Origin of the sequence: Segetibacter aerophilus (assembly GCF_007991655.1) — a bacterium.
GTDB lineage: Bacteria > Bacteroidota > Bacteroidia > Chitinophagales > Chitinophagaceae > Segetibacter > Segetibacter aerophilus.
The window spans coordinates 266079-285514 of the sequence record NZ_BJYT01000006.1 but is presented as its reverse complement, the minus strand read 5'-3'; the positions used below and the strand labels follow the sequence as shown (position 1 = coordinate 285514).

The following is a 19436-nucleotide window of genomic DNA, read 5'->3' as shown; positions in this document are numbered from 1 at the left end:
ATTAGAATACTGCAACTATGAACTTGGAACAATACAACAACTTACCAGACAGGCAAAAGAAAGAGTTATTAATAGATGCATTTAAAATTGATGAGCATGAAGATGAGATTTCTACTTATGAACTTTTTAGAATAGAAGACTTTTATGTTGAGGTTAGTAAAAGTGTCATATTTAAATTCAGGAAAATTTTGAACACTTATGCTCTTAAAGACATTCCTCTAAACTATGCCGGAAAAGTAGCGGAGAATATTGTTGAACGTGCAATAGACAAGCAAAAGCATTTTACATATATCTAATTATAAGTAGTTCCAATAAAGAGCCCAGCAGGAATGCGGGCTCTAAAGATTAACCATGTATACAAATGAGGCTACTAATTTACTACTTTCTTCTATTTCCAACTGTCAGAAAAAAGAACTGAGGCTTCTTTAGACTGAAAAAAGAATAGGAAATTGAAAATTCCGCCAGGTTTGTTTTTAATACTTTCTCTATGGATCGTAGTGGACCTGTTGTTGTTATAGAAGATGACGTCGATGACCAGGAAGTGCTATCGTTGGTGTTTAAAGAGCTCAACTACCCAAACGAGATCAAGTTTTTTAGTGATGGAGAAGAAGCGTTAAATTACTTAAACAGGACCGACATAACGCCTTTTTTAATTCTTTCTGACATCAACATGCCCAAACTTAACGGCTTTGCGATGAGAGAAAAAATTAGGCTGGATGCAAAACTTCAAGTCAAATGCATCCCCTATCTTTTTTTTACTACCGGGGCAACCCAAAAAGCGGTCATAGATGCTTATAGCGCTTCTGTTCAGGGATTCTTTATAAAGCAAAATACGATGGCAGAATTAGTGAAAACAATTTCAGTGATTATGGAGTACTGGAAAAGATGCTCCTCACCAAATAGTTTCGAGCCGTAGTAATTCTCCTCCATGCATCATAATACCCTTTGGTGCGTTAATAACGTGTCCGCCTTACCAATTCAAGTGTTCTTGCACTAATCATTACAAGAATTTTGGACATCGTAATTGTAGTATAGCTAGATTTTTCGTTCTTAACCTTTGCAGTAATAGATTTTAGCTCATCTAATTCTAGTAGAGGTATGATCTCTTGTAATTGCTCTAACGTATAAGTTGGGGCTTCGATCATCTGACTGGATTAGTAATTGTAGTATAATTTAGAATGAGACTTTCGAAGTCGGCGTCAGTTCAACTGTTCTTCTAGTTATCATTCTTGTTATGCGACTAAGGGTTATGTAGTAATATAATCTGCGCTCTCTCTGGACAATTAGCGTGAGCCGCTTTAATTCTTCAAAGTCTGATTGAGGGACTAACAATTGTAATTCTTTATACGAGTACGTTAAATCTTCGTCCCCCATTAGCAAAATTATAAACACGAAGATAAATATATCAACAAATACTAATATTATTATTCTTCTTATATTTTAATTAAAAAAGCCTCACATTACTGCAAGGCTTTTAAATGTCAACACTCTCAAAGTAACAAATGAGAGTACTAATATATCGCGAAATAACAGTAATTACAACATTATAACTATTGCTTGATTAGGAAGGACCTGACATTGCAGTTATAAACTTGCACTTCTGAGGTGGTTTAATGCGGGTAGTAAGTATATTTATTAATCAGCTGATTGCATTAAACCGCTTTTGATGGAAAACATACACCCAACTAAAATAAATCATGATTTTGTAACGGAGGAATTTAGACAAGCATGGACGCATTATAGGCATCTCGAAGAGGGGCGAGTTAAGGCTATGAACTTTTTTTACACGGTGCTATTCGTAGTAGTTGGGCTCAGTCTTACGGTAATAAAAGATTTTGACAAAAGATATTTAACATGGGTTTTGTTGGGAATTTTTGTTCTGTTTTTTTGCCTGAATATTTTTTCCTTATATATCTATTTAAATATTAAAAAAACAGGTTTTGTACTTAGACATTATGAAGATGTGATGCGTCGAGTAAGGATTATGATGTACGACAATTCCTATACCTACGATAGCCTGTTCAATATTAGAGACAGGCAGCATAATGTTTTGAAGTTGAAAGTTTTTAGCGCCCAGTACTCAGCAGAATACATTTTGATACTATTTATGTATTTGATAGATATGATTATTTTAGGATTGGTATTAAAGTACTACCCTTCTTTAGGTTTTTTGTTCTTGCTATCAATAATATCGATCCTTGCTTTTTTGTTTATTACTAAAACGGTATTAATCTATAAGGGAAGCAAAAAAGTCACTCAAAAAAGTGACTTTGATGTATACCGGCTCAAATGATACTTCGGAGTGCAGCCAGACGATCATTTACCGCTGTCTACCCAGGCCCTAACAGCATAACCGAAATGATTTGCTAATTCGTTTAATTCCGGGTAAGGGGGGGCAATTAAACACCCAACCTGCAGGAAAGGCATGTACAAAGTCTTTTAGGTAACTTTAGGAGTGATGGGATAATTACAATCAAGCACCTAGAGGTAAACAGATTATATGAGCGTTCATATCCGCACTCTACACCATTTGATGATATTCGAATTTTCTATATTGCTGCACTTAACGATGTAATACTTAAAATATTTTAAAGTGTTTTAAAATGGCCTTAAACTACTTTCACCGTTAACGCTATGTAAATAATGAAAACTGCACACCCGATTTTGATTATAGAGGACGATCTAGATGATTGCGAATTGATTGTACAAGCCCTTGCAGACATCGGCATTCAAAATGAAAGGAAGTGTTTCGAAGATGGCGAAAAAGCATTAAGGTATTTGCAAACAACCTCCGAAAAAACATTTTTAATCCTCTCAGACCTAAGTATGCCTTTACTTAATGGTTTAGAGCTAAAAAAGCAAATTAACAAAGACGAAAAATTGAGAACGCAAAGTATTCCCTTCGTGTTCTTAACAACATCTAATTCTAAAAAAGATATATTAGAAGCATATAATTTATTGGCTCAAGGTTTTTTTACTAAACCCAATGACTACCGCTCGTTGATAACTCTTTTAAGGAGTGTGACCCATTATTGGGACATTGCGCAACACCCCAGTTAAAAACATGACTCGGTTGTTTTTTAGTTTTGCATTCCTAATCCTTCACCTTTAATACTACCTGCTGAAAAAGGCGTTCTACTTCTTTTAATTGCTCCGGCGCAAGTTGTTCAATTGCTTCCTGGCTTAGCTTTAATTGATTTATCTGAATGTAATTATTCTGATTGTTTATAACTGGGTTATTTGAATTTTCTCCCTTTAAATTACCAACAACTTCAAAATAAAGTTTAGCTGCTCGCATGTCACCATCAACAGCAAATTTGAAAACTTTGGCTAACACCTTTGAAGTCATAAATTCAAACTGCTCTTTGCTATTTATATACTTGCTGTCCTTGCTATATTCCTTCATGTGTTGGTTTACTAAATAACTGCTCATCTCAGTTTTATTAGCGATTTCAAAAGGAGACGGCATTCTGCCATTATCATGAATAAATGTAGATATAGCCCAAGTAATAGAATTATGTATTTTATACCATAATTGAGTCTTAGTATCCTTTGGAGTTATTGCTTCAATTTTATCGTAAAAGTCATCAAATTCAGTTCCTTTTAGTTCATTGAGCTTTTTGGTAAAGTATTCTCCTAACACCGTCATTTCTTCATCGTCAAAGAGTTTTAAATCCCCTTCTTTAAACTTGCCTTTGCTTAGTAGGCCTTTGATTTTTTCTTCTGTTTTAGACTTGAATGATTGCTTCTGTAATTTGTCTTTCATCAGTGGAATTTAAAAACACTTATACGGCCTTTACTTTTTGTTTGATAACATAAGGCGTAATGTCAAATAATACACCCTTACTTTCTATCTTTTCTATTTTCCTTTTTAGGTTATTGATTGCATTACTATTCGAGTTTCTACACTTGTGAGCCGCCTCTAATCCCACATATTTAGCTGAACAGTATAAACTCTCTTTCTTCTGGCTCGGGTTGAGAGGTTTATTGCAAGACTTACAATAACGTTTTTGGTCTACTTCCTTGGTATATATAGATAAGGAAATAGGCCATTTAGAAGGTTTAGATAGGTAGCCAACTTTCTCTTTTACCAGCAATTTAAGATGACTGTAGATATGTCGGACTCCGTATTGGTCAACTACATCTTTAAATCTCGCTTCATACCTTTTTTGAGTTGTCGTTTTATGTCCATCGTACTGCGTCCATTCCTCACAATACTTCAACCGGTTATAAATGTCCTTATCTTTTCTTTTTAATTCATTTGGGTTAATGGAAGGATCATTGAAAATAATGAAACTGCAAAAGTGGTCTAATTCCATACCTAGTAATTGCATTACTTCCACCTTCGTCAAATCCTCAAGCGTAACTGCACCGGCGAACTTTATTTTATTAGCTGTCATGGCCTTTACTTCAATTCTCAAAATATTATCTGTGTTATACTGTTTACCCTTATCATATATTTTGAAGTAATAGGCATCTATCGAAAACTCTATAAATGGAAAATGATTTTTATTGCCCTCATAAGGCTTACTAGGAGGTGTATTTTTAAAACAAATCACCTGTTGAATAATCGTACTTGCATTGATTGAAGGTCTTATGTTAATGCCATACTCAAGGTTATGTATTGTAGCAAGTGAAGGACTGAGGTCAAGTTGCCTGCAAAACTTTTCAATAGTTTGATTAACATCGGAAAACGTAAAATCGTTTTCATTAGTACCGTTATTCCAATACTTGTGTAAACTTCCTGTTATTTGCAACCATGTAGGAGATTTTAATTTAAGGGTAAAAACATTCCAGGTACAAGTAATAGGATAGCTTATTACTTCGCCTGTATCAATGCTAAAAAGCTGCTTAAAGGATAGTAGAGGATTATCTAGTATTTTATCTATTTGCTCCTTCTCTCGAACCCATAGCTTTACGTAATCATACATCGAACTTGCATGTAGAGATGAATAAATTAAAACTCTAATTCCTGCGTGTTTTAATCTTGGAAAGAGAACTTTCTAATTCATCTTCTTTGTAACGTACGCGCGACGCAACCCGATAGCCTATAACCTTTCCAGTTTTAGTCCATTCGTTTAATGTTGGTAGAGATATACTTAATTTAGCGGCGGCTTGTTTGCGAGTCAAAAACCTTGGAGCGTTGGCCGGTTTAGCATCTTGTAATGCAGAAAGCAAATTTTGGAACTCTTTTTTTACCACTTCTGAGAAGTCAAGTTTTAATTCATCTCGAGTAAAAGGAGAAAGGATGTAGTCTTGCATAAACGTTATGTTTGTTTACACAAATTGACTTAGTTTAATTAGATGTAGTAGGTAGTGTAGTTACTACTATTTTTCTAAACCTACCTCTTTAAGTATTCCTTTTACTATTTGAATATTCTTTTCTGTTTTAATGTTATACTGATCTTTTACGTTTCGACCATTTTTATATCGTATATAATTTTCAGTATTGTCCTTATCTAACCCTAACAATCTTCCAAAAAGATATCCCTTCTGAATGTCTGTCAAACTTGCTAAAGTTGGTAATTCAAATGATCCCAGAAAGTGCAAAAGTAAAATTTGCTGTTTGTGAGTTAATTTTTCAAACTTTTCTTGGCCTTCTCGTCTATTCACAGCTACCCGATATTTCTCAACCGGCATAACATCACTACTTCTTAGTTCTAACTCGAAATCAACCTCGTCCAAAATAATTTGTTTTATGTGCCAGAAATTTGCTTTAAGCAGGTTTAGATGATTAAGTGCTAAAAGACGCGTAGATGACAAATTTTTGTAAGGAGGATCACCTTCCAATCTATAAAGTTGTAATTCTTCCGGCACTACTTCCTGCTCAGCATCGAACCAACCTTGCACTAGAGAAAGATTATCATTAAAAGACTTTTCGATATAAGATTTGTAGTTATAAATAACAGACACGTCATTCATTAGAATTAAATTTTTCCGAACCTCATTCAATAAACTTTTAAATCTTAGGTCCACTGGAGTTTTCTGTTCGAAATCTATAAGAGTTTGATTTGCACTTGGCAAATCAAGAGGTATAATTTGTTCTATCAAATCCTTTAAGTACCAAGCGTATGCGTGGCCTAATTCTAAAAATTTTTCAATTTCGGCAGTTTTTACTTCCATTAGTTTTCTTTTATACTGCCTTTAATTGATCTCTGTTTTGCCAATGTAGTTTTAGCAATTTCGCATGTTCATTTGGTGTAAGTTTTATATATCTCAGAAATGCCTTTTCTGTTTTATGTCCTGTAATAGCCATAATAGTTATTGAAGGCGTGCCGGCTAAATATTCATTTGTAGCAAACGACCTTCTGGCAGTGTGAGATGATAATATTTCCCATTTAAGATGATTATTAGTAACCTTTAAACCACCCTTAGTAAATGTTTTAGACGTGGAAGTATTAAGTGAAGGAATTAATTTACCTAATTCTTTCAGATACTCATTTGTCTTTTGATTGCTTATTGACCTCGGTAATTGTCCATCATACTTTGCAAGAATTTTTTCTACAGTTGGGTGTATCGGAATTACAACAGGATCACCGGTTTTTATTTGAGTAGTTTCAATAAAACCGTCTTGAATTTGTTCCGGTTTTAATATTGAGAAGTCAGAATAGCGCAACCCTGTATAACAACCAACAAGAAATAAATCCCGGACATTGTCTAATCTTTTGTTTTTACTTAGGTCCAGGTTTTCTATCTCCCTTACCTCTTTTTCATTTAAATAAAGTGCGTCTGTGTTTTCACTTGTTACACTAAACTTTCTGCTTCTAAACTGCATATTCGTATTAACACCTCGTTCAGTCGCGTCATTCATTACAACCTTAATAATTTTAATATGCTTGCCTATAGTATTAGAGGTAAATTTTAGGTCTTTGGTTAAGTACCTCGTAAAGTTAGCATAGAAGTCTAGGTTAATGTTTTTAAAGTCTATAATAGGTTTGTAAGTAGCAGCGAAACTGGTTAGAGTATTGAACGTCGTTGTATAAGCCTTTACTGTGTTTTTAGAATAAGGTTTTCCGCTTTTAGGTTGTAGCCGTATCCCTTCCTTTGTTTCATTAATCAATTGCTGAAAGTATCCGGTAAATGTTTCGTTCAACTCCTTCTTTGCTTCAACTTTTTTAAGTTCCTTATCAAGCAGTTCTTTCAATGTTGCAGTATTTGGAATAACCTTATTGTTATTTATCCATTTCCTATAAATATTGCCTACATCACTTTTCCAATCTTGCAACCTTTGATTAAATTCTGAATGTTCTCTGAACTTATCCGTTTGCTTCGCCTTTTGTGCATCCTTGTTCCAATGCTTAGGAAGTATCTTTTCAGGAGTATAATACTTCATTCTCAATCCTTCGTAAAACAGAATAGCATAAATAGAAGTGTCAATATCTGAGGAAGGACGTTTAAGGTAAAAGGAAATTGTCATAACAGTTAATTAAGTCTCTACAAGGTAGTCAACTTTTGTTATGGGGGAACTTTAGGGGTAACGTTTTTTTTATCTTTCCTTAATCTCTCTTTGCTCGTTTTTACTTGCAAAACTCAGTTTCCCCTTTAGAAAGAGTATTATTTAATAAGAACAAAAAAGATGCAAATTAAATAGGTGGTAGTCCTGTCAAGGCTACAAATAATTTTTATACCCCTGTCTGCGTTGCTTTCCAGGGGTTTTTTATTTTTCTGTACTGATTTTCAAGTGTAATAAAAACCACGGCAGAAAAGGGCGCAGCTGAAACCTAAATTGCAAAAAATTTTAAATCTTCATTTCTTTAAATACAAACTTTATTTCTCAAAAGCGTAAGAGCTTTCAAGAAACAAATCAATTAAGTTAATGGTAAGCATCGGTTGAACTCTTAAATTATATCCTCAAACTAATTCTGCTGCAGACACAAACTGTTGCCATCCAGATCTTTCAGCCATGCGAAGCGTCCCCAGGGTGTATTGTCGATTTTGCCAACCTCAATTCCTTTTTCTTTTAGCTCTTTAACTTTAGCTTCAATATCATCCGTTTCGCAAATGATGCCGCTAAAGCTTGCAAGTGAAATGCTGGTATCACTACCAGGAAGACCCATCTGGATCCACGTCTCACCATGAGCAGCAGGAGCTTCTACTAGCACTTGAAACCCAAGTTTCAGATAAAACTCCTTAGCTTTTTGCCTGTCATTAACCGGAATCATAATTATTTTTACTGATTTCATTTTTTCGATTTTGTTTAGGACAAATATACCGCTGCAGCTTGAGCGCTTAACTTCTAGAAACGTCAAATTAAGGGGGTGTTTGCGGCAGACACGCTTTCGAAGCACAATACTAACTGGACAAACAAGGAATTTATGAAGGCGTTTTAGAAAAGCTTTCATGTGGTGTTGATGCCCACCTTTATCTCGTTCTTAGAATTTACCAAAAAGTGTCTTAAAAACATTAAAACAAGTTCAATCCCTTTCAGACAATAAATTTTATGGATCGTATTAATGTGTTGCCTGAATTTGTTTCAGGGTTATAAAATTTTAAAAATTGTTCCATGTTATTGACAAAGCCATTCGTTGTTTTATACTTTATGTTATTAATGTCCGTCGTTTCTAATGCGCAAATAGAGGTTGCGCACATATCGGTAAAGAACTTTAAAGCAACGGGTTTTGCAGGCTTTTTAAATTTTAGCGTGCCTATATCTAAAGCTAATTATATCACAGCGGAAGGGGCGTTGCAATACTTCAAAGATAAAGAGGACGATGAGGTAGCTTTAATTCCGGCATTGTTAGGTTTTCGGTATACCCTTAATCAAACTGGCACCGGCTTGTATGTTGAACCTAATATCGGGTATACTTTCGGCGAGACTACTATAGGAATTTACGAAAACAATACTCCTGTTGCGGACTACAGTACCAATGGATGGGCGCATGAAAAAGTAGCCGGACCGGCGGCCGGAATTGGTTTTGGTTACCTTTTCGAACCGGCAGGAAGAGTCCAGTTTAATGTAGGACTTCGTTATGAACATACTTTTGGCAACGCGGTCACTAATCTTTTCGCGTTGAGGATTTCCCATGCATTCACTTTTGGCAGAAGGGAAGAATAATAAACCTACGCATGGGATCAAACATCAAAATTTTTACAACCTCAGTTTCCTGTTTTTGAGATTCTATTGCTAAAAGGTCGATAGTAGAATTTGTTGTGGTAATGAAAGCGTTCCAAGCGCATTGCTGCTTTCTTTCAAAAGCTTGCATCTCGGTGGTTTATTGACAGTTCGTTTGCAACCCTTTGAACTGTGTCTTCATCTTTAAATAAAATCTGTACTACAATTGAGACCCAGGACTTTTAGTCTAGGTCATCAAAAAGGTATGGATTGTTTAAAAGATAGTTACTTGATAGCTCGTTTTGCAACTGGTTCAACCAAATTTTCTTCCTATGATTCTTAGTGTCACGATTTCGGCTATGTTTGTTTCAGGCGTAACAATGATTTTTTATTTTAATTATTTGACGGCTTCGAGCAAAAAAGAAATAAAAGAATCGGCCATACAGACCAAGTTTAAGGAAGCGGCAAACCCAAAGGAAGAAGGTGTGGAAAAACGAGTAGTAGCATAGTGGATATCCGCTTTTAGAGCTGCTTAACAAGATGACGTACAAGTGAGTGACACAACTAAAGCTCATTTAATGGGTGTAGTTGGCAACCAACAATCTCTTCGGTTCATTCTTTTCATAAATCTTCTTCCGAGGCTGGTACCTCTTTACAAATAACTTCTCCTCTTCCCTCTTCTACTTTTTTAGATATTTAATCGAATCAGTTAAAATAATGTCTAGACCTATCTTTTATAGAACTAGGTGGAATAAAGGTGCATTCTACTATGAGAAAAGCAATAGGTTGAATACAGAAAGACGTTTTTCAAAATTTGATAATGGTAGAACTAGTGGCAAAAAATAGAGCCATCCTTCCTCAAAAAGAATTTGACGAGTTTGAAAAATGAGTTCGAAAAAAGCAGAAACCTCAATTTATTTTCTTTCCGCTGCTTGTTTAACTGTTAAAGTTTTCAAAATGAAGCACTTTCTTTTTGCTGGGGCCGCCGTTGCTTTTTCAGATTTTTACTAGTTTTGATTCAATGCCTTTTGAAATAATCTCAACCCTGGCCGAAGCATATGTTGATCAGTTTACAAGTGAAGAAGACGAACTTTTACGAAGAATAAATAAAGAAACAGTTGAAGGTCATCCACTTGCACATATGATAAGTGGGCATGTACAAGGAAAACTGTTGGCTTTTATCAGCAATATCCTCGCGCCGAAATATATTTTAGAGATAGGAACCTTTACTGGTTATAGTGCTTTGTGTTTGTTGAAGGGCATTAAGGGAGACGGAGAACTTCACACGATTGAGATTCGGCAGGAGGATGCAGATACTGCATTAGCAAATTTTAAATTTGCTGAAAACAATAATCTCATTACTTTACACGTAGGTAATGCGAGAGATATTATTCCAACACTGTCGCATGAATGGGATCTTGTTTTTATTGACGCTGATAAAGTAAGTTATGTAGACTACTATGAACTTGTTTTACCACGCTTATCTAAAAAGGGAATTATCATAGCTGATAATGTACTATTTCACGGGCAGGTACTGGAACAACCCATTAAAGGAAAGAATGCACTTGCAATAGATGCATTTAATAAACATGTTCGCGAAGACCCTAGGGTTGAACAGGTTATGCTCTCTGTTAGAGACGGATTATTATTAATAAAAAAACTATAATGATAAAATTACCTAAGCTTACTACAACACTGCTTTCAGCAATCTTATTATTATCCTCTGCTTTTGGTCAATCTGACAAAATAAGAATACAGGCTTACGTAAATAATTACAAAGAACTTGCCATCTCTGAAATGCTTCGCACAGGGGTACCGGCGTCGGTAACACTGGCCCAGGGAATACTTGAAACAGCAGGTGGCCAAAGTGATTTGGCATCATTAGCAAATAATCATTTCGGAATAAAATGTAAAGCTGAATGGACAGGAGAAACGATGCGTCACGACGATGATGCTAAGAATGAATGTTTTAGGAAATATCCGTCAGTTGAGGATTCGTATAAAGATCATTCAGACTTTTTAAAGACAAGGCCGATGTACGCCTTTCTTTTCAAATTGGATCCTACTGATTATGAAGGCTGGGCCAAAGGATTAAAGAAGGCTGGATATGCTACAAATCCTGTATACGCTCAGCAGCTTATTAGGATAATTGTCGAAAATAATCTACAGTCATATACCCTTCTGGCTATGCAACACCAGGAGATGGGTGACGAGTTGTTCGCTACCGGAAGCATTAATCAAAAACAGCCTGATGAATTGGATATTGACGCTGAAATAAAAAGTTCTCCTGTTTTAGGGGTAAAAAATGCAGGAAAAGAGAAGTTTAAAAATTTAGGCTATCCACTTAATTCGGTTTTTAATATCAATGAGGCTAAAGTAGTGTATGCTGAAGCTGGCACTTCGTTACTTGCTCTCGCAAATAACCATAACGTTGGTTTAAAGAAATTAATTGAGTTTAACGAATTGGAGCAAATAGACATTCTTGCAACTAACCAGCTAATTTTCTTACAGAAAAAACCTAAAAAAGGAACTAAAGATTTGCATATTGTAGAAGAGAACGAATCAATGCACGACATAGCTCAAAAGGAAGGCATCCAACTTTCCACGATTATGGAATTTAATGGCTTGCAAAAAGGAATGCAACCTGCGATCGGCGAAAAAATTTACCTAAAATATCCTGCGCCTTCTTCCCCAAGACTTGCGTCAACTGCTTCGCTTAAAAGCGGATCGAATATGTAATTAGACCTTATCTTGTGCCCCAAAAGTGCCTGATGTCTACAATACAAGTTCACGATAAATTTTTCATTCCCTATCTATCTGAAGAAAAAATCATTGAAAAAGTAAAGCAGCTAGCTGAACGAATTAATTCTGATTACAAGGACAAAAGGCCGCTTTTTATTTCTATCCTCAATGGTTCGTTCATGTTCTCAGCCGACCTGTTCAAATTTCTTACTATTGAATCTGAGATCTGTTTTATCAAACTCGCATCCTATAAAGGCACAAAAAGTTCTGGACAAGTTATTACTGCCATTGGGCTTGATACAGACATCCACGGAAGAGATATTATTATTCTTGAAGACATTATTGATACTGGCAAAACGCTCAGCCAGTTTTTACCGCAGGTATTTAATCAGCAACCAGCTTCATTAAAAATTGCAGTACTCCTTCATAAGCCTGAAGCTACCGTTCATCCAGTTGACATCGACTACACTTGTTTTTCGATTCCCAACAAGTTTGTACTAGGTTACGGACTGGACTATAACGGGCTAGGCAGAAACCTGTCGCAGCTATACCAGCTTAAGGAAGAGTAGCAGAATTTACTGTAACGGTAAATAAAGTTTATTTTTATCCAAACTCTAAACTGTGCGTTCGCTTGCGTTTACTATATTCTTGTTGCTTACAGCAACTGCGGCAGACTCGCAATATTATTTGCGGGGCGAACTAAAAGATGAAAAGGGAAACGGTTTGCAAGGTGCCCGCATTACTCTTGCTTCTAAAGGGAGCTATCCTTTTAACACCGGAAGTTCCGGCACGTTTGGAATACCGACCAGCTTGAAAGTAGATACAATAACTTTCTCCTTACCCGGTTACGATACTTTGAAAACAGCCGTTATCACAAGTCAATATGGTCACTTCACTTTAAAAAGTTCTAACCGAAAAGCGCTTTCTACAACCTTACAACTCGCTTCTTTTACAAAAAATCTTCAACCAGCAAATCTTGAGACGACCTTGGGAGATGGGGAGACTTATTCTTCCACTATCGAAAATCCTTTTGTTTCCACTAAAAGCTTTCCTGAAACGGGGTTTGCTATTCATGTAGATAGAGCTAGTTACAGCAATATCAGGCGGTTTTTAAATCAAAAAGAAAAACCTCCCGTTGACGCTGTCCGGATTGAAGAAATGTTGAACTATTTCAACCTGAAAATGAAGGCAGCAAGTAATCAAAAAGAGACATTTTCATTCAGCTCTAACCTTACAGAATGTCCCTGGAATAAAAACAACTTGTTGCTATTTATAAACCTCCAGGCAAGAAAAATAAATCTGGACAATACTCCGCCGGCCAATCTTATTTTTTTAATTGATGTGTCGGCCAGCATGGACATGCCTAACCGCCTTCCACTACTAAAAAGTGCTTTTAAACTATTAAGTGAAAACCTGCGACCAAAGGACCAGGTTACCATCGTTACTTACGGTGACCAGGTAACAGAATTGCTGCCTGCTACATCAGGTTTTTACAAACAACAAATCATTGAAGCGATTGAAGGTTTAAGACCACATGGTTTTACACCAGGAGCATCTGCTATTCGTATGGCTTACAGATTAGCAAGAAATACCTTTATAGCAAATGGAAATAACCGGGTGATTTTAGCAACAGACGGAGATTTTAATGTTGGACAAACAAGTGAGAAAGAATTAGAAGATTTGATAACCCAAGAAAGCAAAGCCGGTATTTACTTAACGTGCCTCGGCGTTGGAATGGGCAATTATAAAGACAGTAAGTTGGAAGTGCTGGCAAAAAAAGGTCATGGAAATTTTGCTTACCTCGATAATGAGGGTGAAGCTGAAAAAGTATTGGTAGAAGAATTCGCGCAAACAATCTATACGGTAGCAAGCAACGTCTTTTTAAATGCAACTTTCGATGCAAGCTTAGTAGAGAAATATAGGCTGATAGGTTTTGATAACAAGAAAAGCGCTTTAGCTGATAGGAGCACTGTGCTTGAAGGAGGCGAAGTAGGCAGCGGCCACTCGTTACTTGCTGCCTTTGAAATTGTGCCCGCTTCTTCTATAAAAATTGATAGCAAACCTGTTCCCCTGGCATCTTTGCAACTATCTTATAAAGTACCTGGAAGCGATCAAATTATAACAGAAAGACACGAGGCCGTTTATAATTATCAACCTGCAGATAGTTGTTTACGATTTGCATCTGCAGTCATAATGTTTGGAACTTTATTGAAACAATCTGAATTTTCCAATTCGTTTTCGTGGGACGATTTATCCAATCTCGCTGCGTCTTCGGCTAATAAGAAAGATTTGTTGCAGATGGAATTTGTAGATCTAATTGGGAAGGCTAAAAAACTTTATCCAAAAACAACCAAAAAGAAAAATGTTGCCAGCAAACCTTCAAACTAGCTGATTACTTTAAATGATTTTCAAGCAAGATTTGAAGATCGCGTTAACGAAAAACGCTGGAAGAATTATCCAGCGTTTTTTTAACTCGGCAGTATTATCCCAAAAAACTTTTTGACTAACTAAAAGCTTCCTTTAGTTTTTCAAAAAAGCTTTTATCGTTTTTATCAGGATGAGGTTTAAAGTTATTGCTATCGTTCATTCTCTCCAACATTGATCTTTCTTCACTGCTTACGTTTTGTGGAGTCCATACATTTACGTGGATCAATTGATCTCCTTTAGAATACCCGTTCACTTCCGGAAAGCCTTTGCCTTTCAACCTAAAGATCTTACCACTTTGCGTTCCGGGTGGTATTTTGATTTTTGCTTTACCATCAATCGTTGGCACTTCTACATTAGTTCCAAAAACAGCATCAGGAAAAGTAATAAACAACTCAAAAGCTACATTCAATCCATCACGATGTAAATGAGGATGCGCTTCTTCTTCAATTAAAATTATCAGGTCTCCATTTGCGCCGCCTCTTTCGCCGGCATTTCCCTTTCCGCTTAAGCTTAGTTGCATACCCTCCTGCACTCCTGCCGGTATATCAAGGCTCACCATTTCTTCACCATATACTCTTCCTTCGCCTTTACATGCAGGACATTTAGCAGTAATGGTCGTTCCCTCACCATTACATGTAGGACAAGTAGTAACGGTTTGCATCTGGCCAAGAAAAGTATTTTGAACCTTTCGTACCTGCCCGCTACCATTACAGCTACTACATGTCTGCATGCTACCCTTGTCCTTCGCGCCGCTTCCGCTACAAGTATTACAGCTTACGTACTTTTTTACTTTAATGTTTTTTGTGACACCTTTCGAAATTTCCTCAAAGTTCAGTTTCAACTTCACCCGTAAGTTACTTCCACGTTGGCCGGTTGCTCTTCTTCCACCGCCGCGACCTCTTCCGCCGCTTTGATTTCCAAAGAAGCCGCCAAAAATATCATCGCCAAAAATGTCTCCAAATTGGCTAAAGATATCTTCCATGTTGCTTGCATGACCGCCGCCAAAACCACCACTTCCGGGTGCAAATGCCTGGTGACCGTACCGATCATACTTCGCTTTCTTATCAGAATCACTTAAGACTTCGTATGCTTCAGCCGCCTCCTTAAACTTTTCTTCAGCTTCATGATCACCCGGGTTTCGGTCAGGATGGTACTGCATTGCCACCTTACGGTATGCCTTTTTTATTTCATCAGCGCCAGCAGACTTGCCTACACCCAGCACCTCGTAATAATCTCTTTTCGTTGACATAAATATTTCACCGCCCTTTAAAGGAAGTATTATTTTATTTTATAAACATTTTCTCTCAGCCCGTCATTGTTGTGTCACTCACTTGTACTTCCACTAGTACACTCCCCTTCAGCTTCCAAATCAAATCCTATATTAAACGCAATAGACAATGGTTTATTGAAAGTTGCTTTTAAATACTCCCGACTAATTGTATTCTCCAACCTGTTGCCACTTTTATCTTTTAAGTTCTTATTTCCCCGAAACAAAAACATTAATTAGTCTTACACGCTTTAACCCTTTTTACCCAAACCCTTTCATTTACCTACCACCACTTTAGCAAAACGGATCAATTTGTCGTTGAGGTAATATCCTTTGGTTACCTCATCCACAACCTTACCTTTTAAATCTTCTGTCGGTGCTGGAATTTCGGTAATTGCTTCGTGCTTTTCAACATCGAAGTCTGTCTTCACACTTTCCATTGCCTTCAGACCTTTACTTTGTAACGTTGTTCTTAGCTTATTAAATACCAGTTGAACACCTTCTTTAATCTGGTCAAGATCTGTTGTTGACTGTAATTGCTTTTCAGCGCGGTCACAGTCATCCAACACGTCAAGCATAGAAGCAATAACTTCTTTGCCTGCGGTTTGCATTAACTCTATTCTTTCTTTTGCAGTTCGTCTTTTGTAGTTATCGAATTCAGCAAAAAGCCTTAGATATTTGTCCTTTTGCTCTTGCAACTCGCTCCTAAGTTTCTCAGTTTCTCCCTCGTCGGTTAAAGTATCACTTAGGTGAGAAGTTCCAGGAATATTGTCATCAGAATTTATATCAACTCCCTCCATTGATTGACCGTTGGTTTGCTGTGTTTCTTGATCTGCCATACTTTTCTTTTTTTCGCAAAGGTAAAGGTCAAACACTTTGCCAAAGAGGTTTTAAGGTCAAATTGACATTTTGAAAAAACAGGCAAAGACAATATGTAAAATTATATTTGCAAAATGGCAAATGCTGTTTTACAAAAGAAGATCAGTCAAAGGGTTGCGAACGGTCATCCCTGGATTTTTTCAAACGAGATTGATAGAATCGAAGGCGAAACTAAACCGGGGGATATAGTTGAGGTGCTTACCCATGACAAAAAATTTGTAGGAAAAGGATATATCAATCCAAAATCTCAAATTACGGTACGACTGCTCACACGTGATAGAAGTGAAACAATCAATGAGCAGTTCATTTTCAACCGCATCCAATCTGCCTGGGATTACAGGAAAAAAATAGGTTACACCGAAAACTGCAGGCTGATTTTCGGCGAGGCCGATTTTATGCCTGCCTTAATTATCGATAAGTTCAATGACTATTTTGTTTTACAAACCCTCTCATATGGGATGGAAGTTTGGAAACCAGCTATCGTCAACGCACTCCAATCCATTTTTAATCCAAAGGGCATCTACGAAAGAAACGATGTGCCTGTAAGAGAATTAGAAGGCCTTGAACAAAAAAAGGGCTGGTTGACAGAACCGCAGGATACGACCATTCTTATTAAAGAAAACGGGCTACAATTTTACGTCGACATAGAAAACGGACAGAAGACTGGTTATTTTCTTGATCAGCAAGACAACAGGCGAGCTATTCGCCACATTGTAAAAGGGGCAGATGTTCTTGGTGTTTTTACCTACACGGGGACGTTCGAAATCCACGCCGCTCACTATGGGGCAAAAAGTGTATTAGGATTAGACATTTCGGAAAATGCTGTTCTGCAGGCAACAAAGAATGCGGAGTTAAACGGACTATCTAAAGTTTGCCGGTTTGAGGCGGTCAATGCTTTCGATGTATTAAAACAGTGGGGCAAAGATGGACGTCAATACGATGTAGTAATGCTTGACCCTCCAGCATTTACAAAAAGCCGGGAAAATATCGATAAAGCTTTAACGGGTTATAAAGAGATAAACCTAAGAGGGATGAAACTAGTTAAACCCGGAGGTTTTTTGGTAACAAGTAGCTGTACTAATCTTGTTTCGCCTGAGCGTTTTTTAGAAACAATAAACCTGGCGGCAAAAGACGCAAGAAGAAGACTTAGGCAGGTAACATTTAGAGCGCAGGCAAGCGACCATCCTATTATTTGGGGAATAGAAAATACGAATTACCTAAAGTTTCTGATTGTACAGGTTCTATAACAGCCTACTTGCTTACCTGGAATTTGCCCGACTCAACTATATGCCCCGACTTATCCCGCAACTGGAAGATGTAAACGCCGCGATAAAAGTCGTTAAGAGGAACGGATGTTTTTTGGGATACTCCGTTCAGTTCAAATACTTTTTTACCTATAAAATTAAACACCTGTAACGTCAGGTCTCGTTGGACGGGTTTTAAAAATTCGAAGTTGATAACACCGGTAGCAGGATTGGGGTAAAACTTTAACACTTTAGCTTTTACTATCTCTGCAGAAAAAGGAGTGTCACTTGGTTTACCATCCTGGGCCTGAGTAAACAAAGTAAGTGCAGTAAAAAAAATAACTAAGTAAAATTTATTCATGTTTAGCTATCGCCTCTCGATTTATTTAAAATTAATTATTATTATCGATATACAAAATTTTGGCCACAATTGTAAAAAGTGAAAGCCTCTACCGATATTAACCTTAACGCTTCTTTTTGAAACCTAATTGTGTGAAACCTCTATAATTTCCTGCAAAATCGCTCTTTAACTTACCGATTTTATCCTTGTGCTGAAATCTGAAATCGTTTAATGGGAGTGATCCCGCCTCTCTTGAAGTATTAAATAACTGTTAGAACCGTGGGCATTTGGTGGCATTCTTACTGCTATTGTCTCTATCGAAAAATCCGATATAGGTAACAGAAAGCTCCAAACCTCCATGACCCTGGCTGGCCGTCCTTAATTGGCTGACGTTTACGTCGTAGCTAAATGCAATAGAAAAAGGATTGTAATCTAGTTTAACCACAGGTATAAAGGCATCTTCCAAACGCAGGAAACCACCAAAATGTAGAGTATAGTCGGGGTTCTGATAATCATCTCCAATTTTTGTAGAATACATCACCCCTGCCACAGTTTCCTTTGAAGGGCCTTGGGTTGTATGATCAGCTTGTATAGTTAAGTACGAAGTTTCACTTACTCCAAAACGAACGCCTGTAGAATATACCCACTTGGGGCTTAGTTCAATCTCGGGCCTGCGATAAAAGCTATTTTTGGGGCGATTAAAGTGATGGTACGCAACACCTATAAAGTAGTTGTCCTGCGGACGATCGGGGGACATTGCAGAGTTAAAAGTCATCCCAACACTTCCATCAAGGTAAGAGAAGTTATCATTTACAAAAGCCTCCCCATCTGCAAGTGAAGGATTGTACCCATTGCCGTCAAACTGACTATTAGTGGTCATTTTGCTGCGGTCAATTCTTCGTTGTACCAGCCCACCCATAAAACCCAGGGACAAGTAACTGCTTTTGTTAGAACCCAATGATTTGTGATAGTTCAGCGCAGGCAAAACATTACTTGTGGTAAAATTTGTGGTTCCCGCTTTATCGTAAACAAGTTGTAATCCGGTGGTTATGAAATCATCGCCTTGGCCAATCGGTTTTTTGTACTCCATGTTAAATGAACCCGTTTTATAAGGAACTGTCACACTACCCCACTGGCTACGATAAACGCCTTGTATACGAATGTCACCATTAAAAATACCTGCAAGCGAAGGATTACGTAGTAAAGGAGTTTCAAAAAATTGAGAGAAATGAATGTCCTGTGCCCCCGCGACAGCCGGTATAAAGAATGCCAGAACAATGGCACTAATTAATAAGTTTCGAAAGTTTGTCATAACACAGGATTGGATACCAGATATAACGTCAACTTTAAAGTTTTATTGAATAGAAATTGGTTTTAGCAATAATTAACGAACCCCTTTTTGAAACAGCTAAAAGGTATTTAACCGTGACAAGATTAGGGATCAAACGATAAGTATTCCAGTTTTGAAGATAAACGATTAATAGT

Annotated in this window: 22 protein-coding genes; 11 read left to right on the top strand and 11 right to left on the bottom strand. The window is 37.0% G+C overall.

The genetic code is table 11. The annotated features are described in order from the left end of the window. The first annotated feature begins 17 nt into the window (after nucleotides 1-17). Entirely contained in the window at nucleotides 18-296 is a 279-nt protein-coding gene (locus tag SAE01_RS10025; RefSeq protein WP_147203615.1) for a hypothetical protein, read from the top strand. 191 nt (nucleotides 297-487) lie between these two features. Further along, a complete protein-coding gene (locus SAE01_RS10020) occupies nucleotides 488-916 on the top strand; it encodes a response regulator (protein WP_147203614.1) in 429 nt (142 codons plus the stop codon). Nucleotides 917-953: 37 nt separating this feature from the next. Here the strand turns inward: SAE01_RS10020 and SAE01_RS10015 are convergent, their stop codons facing one another. After that, nucleotides 954-1145, bottom strand: coding sequence for a hypothetical protein (locus SAE01_RS10015; RefSeq protein ID WP_147203613.1), 192 nt, complete (start codon nucleotides 1143-1145; stop codon nucleotides 954-956). A 521-nt stretch (nucleotides 1146-1666) separates the two neighbouring features. Between SAE01_RS10015 and SAE01_RS10010 the strand changes: the two genes are divergently transcribed. Together SAE01_RS10010 and SAE01_RS10005 are read left to right on the top strand one after the other, a co-directional pair. Beyond that, on the top strand, nucleotides 1667-2293 hold the full coding sequence (locus SAE01_RS10010; protein ID WP_147203612.1) for a hypothetical protein: 627 nt from the start codon (nucleotides 1667-1669) through the stop codon (nucleotides 2291-2293). Nucleotides 2294-2643: 350 nt separating this feature from the next. Next, the gene (locus tag SAE01_RS10005) at nucleotides 2644-3060 is read left to right on the top strand and encodes a response regulator (protein WP_147203611.1); all 417 of its coding nucleotides are present in this window, start codon (nucleotides 2644-2646) and stop codon (nucleotides 3058-3060) included. A gap of 34 nt (nucleotides 3061-3094) precedes the next feature. Here SAE01_RS10005 and SAE01_RS10000 read toward each other — a convergent pair whose 3' ends face one another. The 6 genes from SAE01_RS10000 to SAE01_RS09975 form a co-directional block, all read right to left on the bottom strand. Next, nucleotides 3095-3766: a hypothetical protein gene (locus SAE01_RS10000; protein WP_147203610.1), complete on the bottom strand. Its 672-nt coding sequence runs from the start codon at nucleotides 3764-3766 to the stop codon at nucleotides 3095-3097. A gap of 19 nt (nucleotides 3767-3785) precedes the next feature. Then, nucleotides 3786-4931, bottom strand: a complete 1146-nt coding sequence (locus tag SAE01_RS09995; protein ID WP_147203609.1) for a hypothetical protein — start codon at nucleotides 4929-4931, stop codon at nucleotides 3786-3788. Nucleotides 4932-4965: 34 nt separating this feature from the next. Beyond that, nucleotides 4966-5262, bottom strand: a complete 297-nt coding sequence (locus SAE01_RS09990; protein ID WP_147203608.1) for a helix-turn-helix domain-containing protein — start codon at nucleotides 5260-5262, stop codon at nucleotides 4966-4968. Nucleotides 5263-5328: 66 nt separating this feature from the next. Continuing rightward, a complete protein-coding gene (locus SAE01_RS09985) occupies nucleotides 5329-6123 on the bottom strand; it encodes a hypothetical protein (RefSeq protein WP_147203607.1) in 795 nt (264 codons plus the stop codon). Nucleotides 6124-6133: 10 nt separating this feature from the next. Further along, nucleotides 6134-7417, bottom strand: a complete 1284-nt coding sequence (locus SAE01_RS09980; RefSeq protein ID WP_147203606.1) for a site-specific integrase — start codon at nucleotides 7415-7417, stop codon at nucleotides 6134-6136. Between the two features lie 439 nt (nucleotides 7418-7856). Beyond that, nucleotides 7857-8183 (bottom strand): VOC family protein, encoded by a 327-nt coding sequence (locus tag SAE01_RS09975; protein WP_147203605.1) that lies wholly within the window; start codon nucleotides 8181-8183, stop codon nucleotides 7857-7859. A 320-nt stretch (nucleotides 8184-8503) separates the two neighbouring features. Here SAE01_RS09975 and SAE01_RS09970 point away from each other — a divergent pair, with 320 nt between their 5' ends. From SAE01_RS09970 to SAE01_RS09950, 6 genes are all read left to right on the top strand, one after another. After that, the gene (locus tag SAE01_RS09970; protein WP_147203604.1) at nucleotides 8504-9055 is read left to right on the top strand and encodes a hypothetical protein; all 552 of its coding nucleotides are present in this window, start codon (nucleotides 8504-8506) and stop codon (nucleotides 9053-9055) included. A 329-nt stretch (nucleotides 9056-9384) separates the two neighbouring features. Next, nucleotides 9385-9561 carry a hypothetical protein gene (locus SAE01_RS24455; RefSeq protein ID WP_170234128.1) on the top strand — a complete coding sequence of 59 codons (177 nt, stop codon included), beginning with the start codon at nucleotides 9385-9387 and terminating at the stop codon, nucleotides 9559-9561. A 512-nt stretch (nucleotides 9562-10073) separates the two neighbouring features. Further along, nucleotides 10074-10718, top strand: coding sequence for an O-methyltransferase (locus SAE01_RS09965; protein WP_147203603.1), 645 nt, complete (start codon nucleotides 10074-10076; stop codon nucleotides 10716-10718). Next, nucleotides 10718-11791 (top strand): glucosaminidase domain-containing protein, encoded by a 1074-nt coding sequence (locus tag SAE01_RS09960; protein WP_147203602.1) that lies wholly within the window; start codon nucleotides 10718-10720, stop codon nucleotides 11789-11791. The genes SAE01_RS09965 and SAE01_RS09960 overlap by 1 nt, the downstream gene beginning before the upstream one ends. Nucleotides 11792-11823: 32 nt before the next feature. After that, on the top strand, nucleotides 11824-12363 hold the full coding sequence (gene hpt, locus SAE01_RS09955) for a hypoxanthine phosphoribosyltransferase (RefSeq protein ID WP_147203601.1): 540 nt from the start codon (nucleotides 11824-11826) through the stop codon (nucleotides 12361-12363). 52 nt (nucleotides 12364-12415) lie between these two features. After that, nucleotides 12416-14182, top strand: a complete 1767-nt coding sequence (locus tag SAE01_RS09950) for a YfbK domain-containing protein (RefSeq protein WP_147203600.1) — start codon at nucleotides 12416-12418, stop codon at nucleotides 14180-14182. Nucleotides 14183-14297: 115 nt separating this feature from the next. Here the strand turns inward: SAE01_RS09950 and dnaJ are convergent, their stop codons facing one another. Next, entirely contained in the window at nucleotides 14298-15470 is a 1173-nt protein-coding gene (gene dnaJ / locus SAE01_RS09945; RefSeq protein WP_147203599.1) for a molecular chaperone DnaJ, read from the bottom strand. Nucleotides 15471-15763: 293 nt separating this feature from the next. Further along, nucleotides 15764-16327, bottom strand: coding sequence for a nucleotide exchange factor GrpE (locus SAE01_RS09940; protein WP_147203598.1), 564 nt, complete (start codon nucleotides 16325-16327; stop codon nucleotides 15764-15766). 114 nt (nucleotides 16328-16441) lie between these two features. Here SAE01_RS09940 and SAE01_RS09935 point away from each other — a divergent pair, with 114 nt between their 5' ends. After that, nucleotides 16442-17614 (top strand): class I SAM-dependent rRNA methyltransferase, encoded by a 1173-nt coding sequence (locus SAE01_RS09935; RefSeq protein ID WP_147203597.1) that lies wholly within the window; start codon nucleotides 16442-16444, stop codon nucleotides 17612-17614. A gap of 4 nt (nucleotides 17615-17618) precedes the next feature. Here the strand turns inward: SAE01_RS09935 and SAE01_RS09930 are convergent, their stop codons facing one another. Next, nucleotides 17619-17972, bottom strand: coding sequence for a T9SS type A sorting domain-containing protein (locus tag SAE01_RS09930; protein WP_147203596.1), 354 nt, complete (start codon nucleotides 17970-17972; stop codon nucleotides 17619-17621). A gap of 250 nt (nucleotides 17973-18222) precedes the next feature. After that, nucleotides 18223-19263 carry a PorP/SprF family type IX secretion system membrane protein gene (locus SAE01_RS09925; RefSeq protein WP_147203595.1) on the bottom strand — a complete coding sequence of 347 codons (1041 nt, stop codon included), beginning with the start codon at nucleotides 19261-19263 and terminating at the stop codon, nucleotides 18223-18225. Nucleotides 19264-19436: the final 173 nt, after the last annotated feature.

Bases quoted from the DNA above. Each gene is read 5' to 3' on its own strand.
- SAE01_RS09940 (WP_147203598.1), bottom strand. From the start codon at position 16,327: ATGGCAGATCAAGAAACACAGCAAACCAACGGTCAATCAATGGAGGGA.
- SAE01_RS09970 (WP_147203604.1), top strand. From the start codon at position 8,504: ATGTTATTGACAAAGCCATTCGTTGTTTTATACTTTATGTTATTAATG.
- SAE01_RS09965 (WP_147203603.1), top strand. From the start codon at position 10,074: ATGCCTTTTGAAATAATCTCAACCCTGGCCGAAGCATATGTTGATCAG.
- SAE01_RS09990 (WP_147203608.1), bottom strand. From the start codon at position 5,262: ATGCAAGACTACATCCTTTCTCCTTTTACTCGAGATGAATTAAAACTT.
- SAE01_RS09985 (WP_147203607.1), bottom strand. From the start codon at position 6,123: ATGGAAGTAAAAACTGCCGAAATTGAAAAATTTTTAGAATTAGGCCAC.
- hpt (WP_147203601.1), top strand. From the start codon at position 11,824: ATGTCTACAATACAAGTTCACGATAAATTTTTCATTCCCTATCTATCT.
- SAE01_RS09995 (WP_147203609.1), bottom strand. From the start codon at position 4,931: ATGTATGATTACGTAAAGCTATGGGTTCGAGAGAAGGAGCAAATAGAT.
- SAE01_RS10000 (WP_147203610.1), bottom strand. From the start codon at position 3,766: ATGAAAGACAAATTACAGAAGCAATCATTCAAGTCTAAAACAGAAGAA.
- SAE01_RS10015 (WP_147203613.1), bottom strand. From the start codon at position 1,145: ATGATCGAAGCCCCAACTTATACGTTAGAGCAATTACAAGAGATCATA.
- SAE01_RS09975 (WP_147203605.1), bottom strand. From the start codon at position 8,183: ATGAAATCAGTAAAAATAATTATGATTCCGGTTAATGACAGGCAAAAA.
- SAE01_RS09935 (WP_147203597.1), top strand. From the start codon at position 16,442: ATGGCAAATGCTGTTTTACAAAAGAAGATCAGTCAAAGGGTTGCGAAC.
- SAE01_RS24455 (WP_170234128.1), top strand. From the start codon at position 9,385: ATGATTCTTAGTGTCACGATTTCGGCTATGTTTGTTTCAGGCGTAACA.
- SAE01_RS10010 (WP_147203612.1), top strand. From the start codon at position 1,667: ATGGAAAACATACACCCAACTAAAATAAATCATGATTTTGTAACGGAG.
- SAE01_RS10005 (WP_147203611.1), top strand. From the start codon at position 2,644: ATGAAAACTGCACACCCGATTTTGATTATAGAGGACGATCTAGATGAT.
- SAE01_RS10025 (WP_147203615.1), top strand. From the start codon at position 18: ATGAACTTGGAACAATACAACAACTTACCAGACAGGCAAAAGAAAGAG.
- SAE01_RS09980 (WP_147203606.1), bottom strand. From the start codon at position 7,417: ATGACAATTTCCTTTTACCTTAAACGTCCTTCCTCAGATATTGACACT.
- SAE01_RS09925 (WP_147203595.1), bottom strand. From the start codon at position 19,263: ATGACAAACTTTCGAAACTTATTAATTAGTGCCATTGTTCTGGCATTC.
- SAE01_RS09930 (WP_147203596.1), bottom strand. From the start codon at position 17,972: ATGAATAAATTTTACTTAGTTATTTTTTTTACTGCACTTACTTTGTTT.
- SAE01_RS09960 (WP_147203602.1), top strand. From the start codon at position 10,718: ATGATAAAATTACCTAAGCTTACTACAACACTGCTTTCAGCAATCTTA.
- dnaJ (WP_147203599.1), bottom strand. From the start codon at position 15,470: ATGTCAACGAAAAGAGATTATTACGAGGTGCTGGGTGTAGGCAAGTCT.
- SAE01_RS10020 (WP_147203614.1), top strand. From the start codon at position 488: ATGGATCGTAGTGGACCTGTTGTTGTTATAGAAGATGACGTCGATGAC.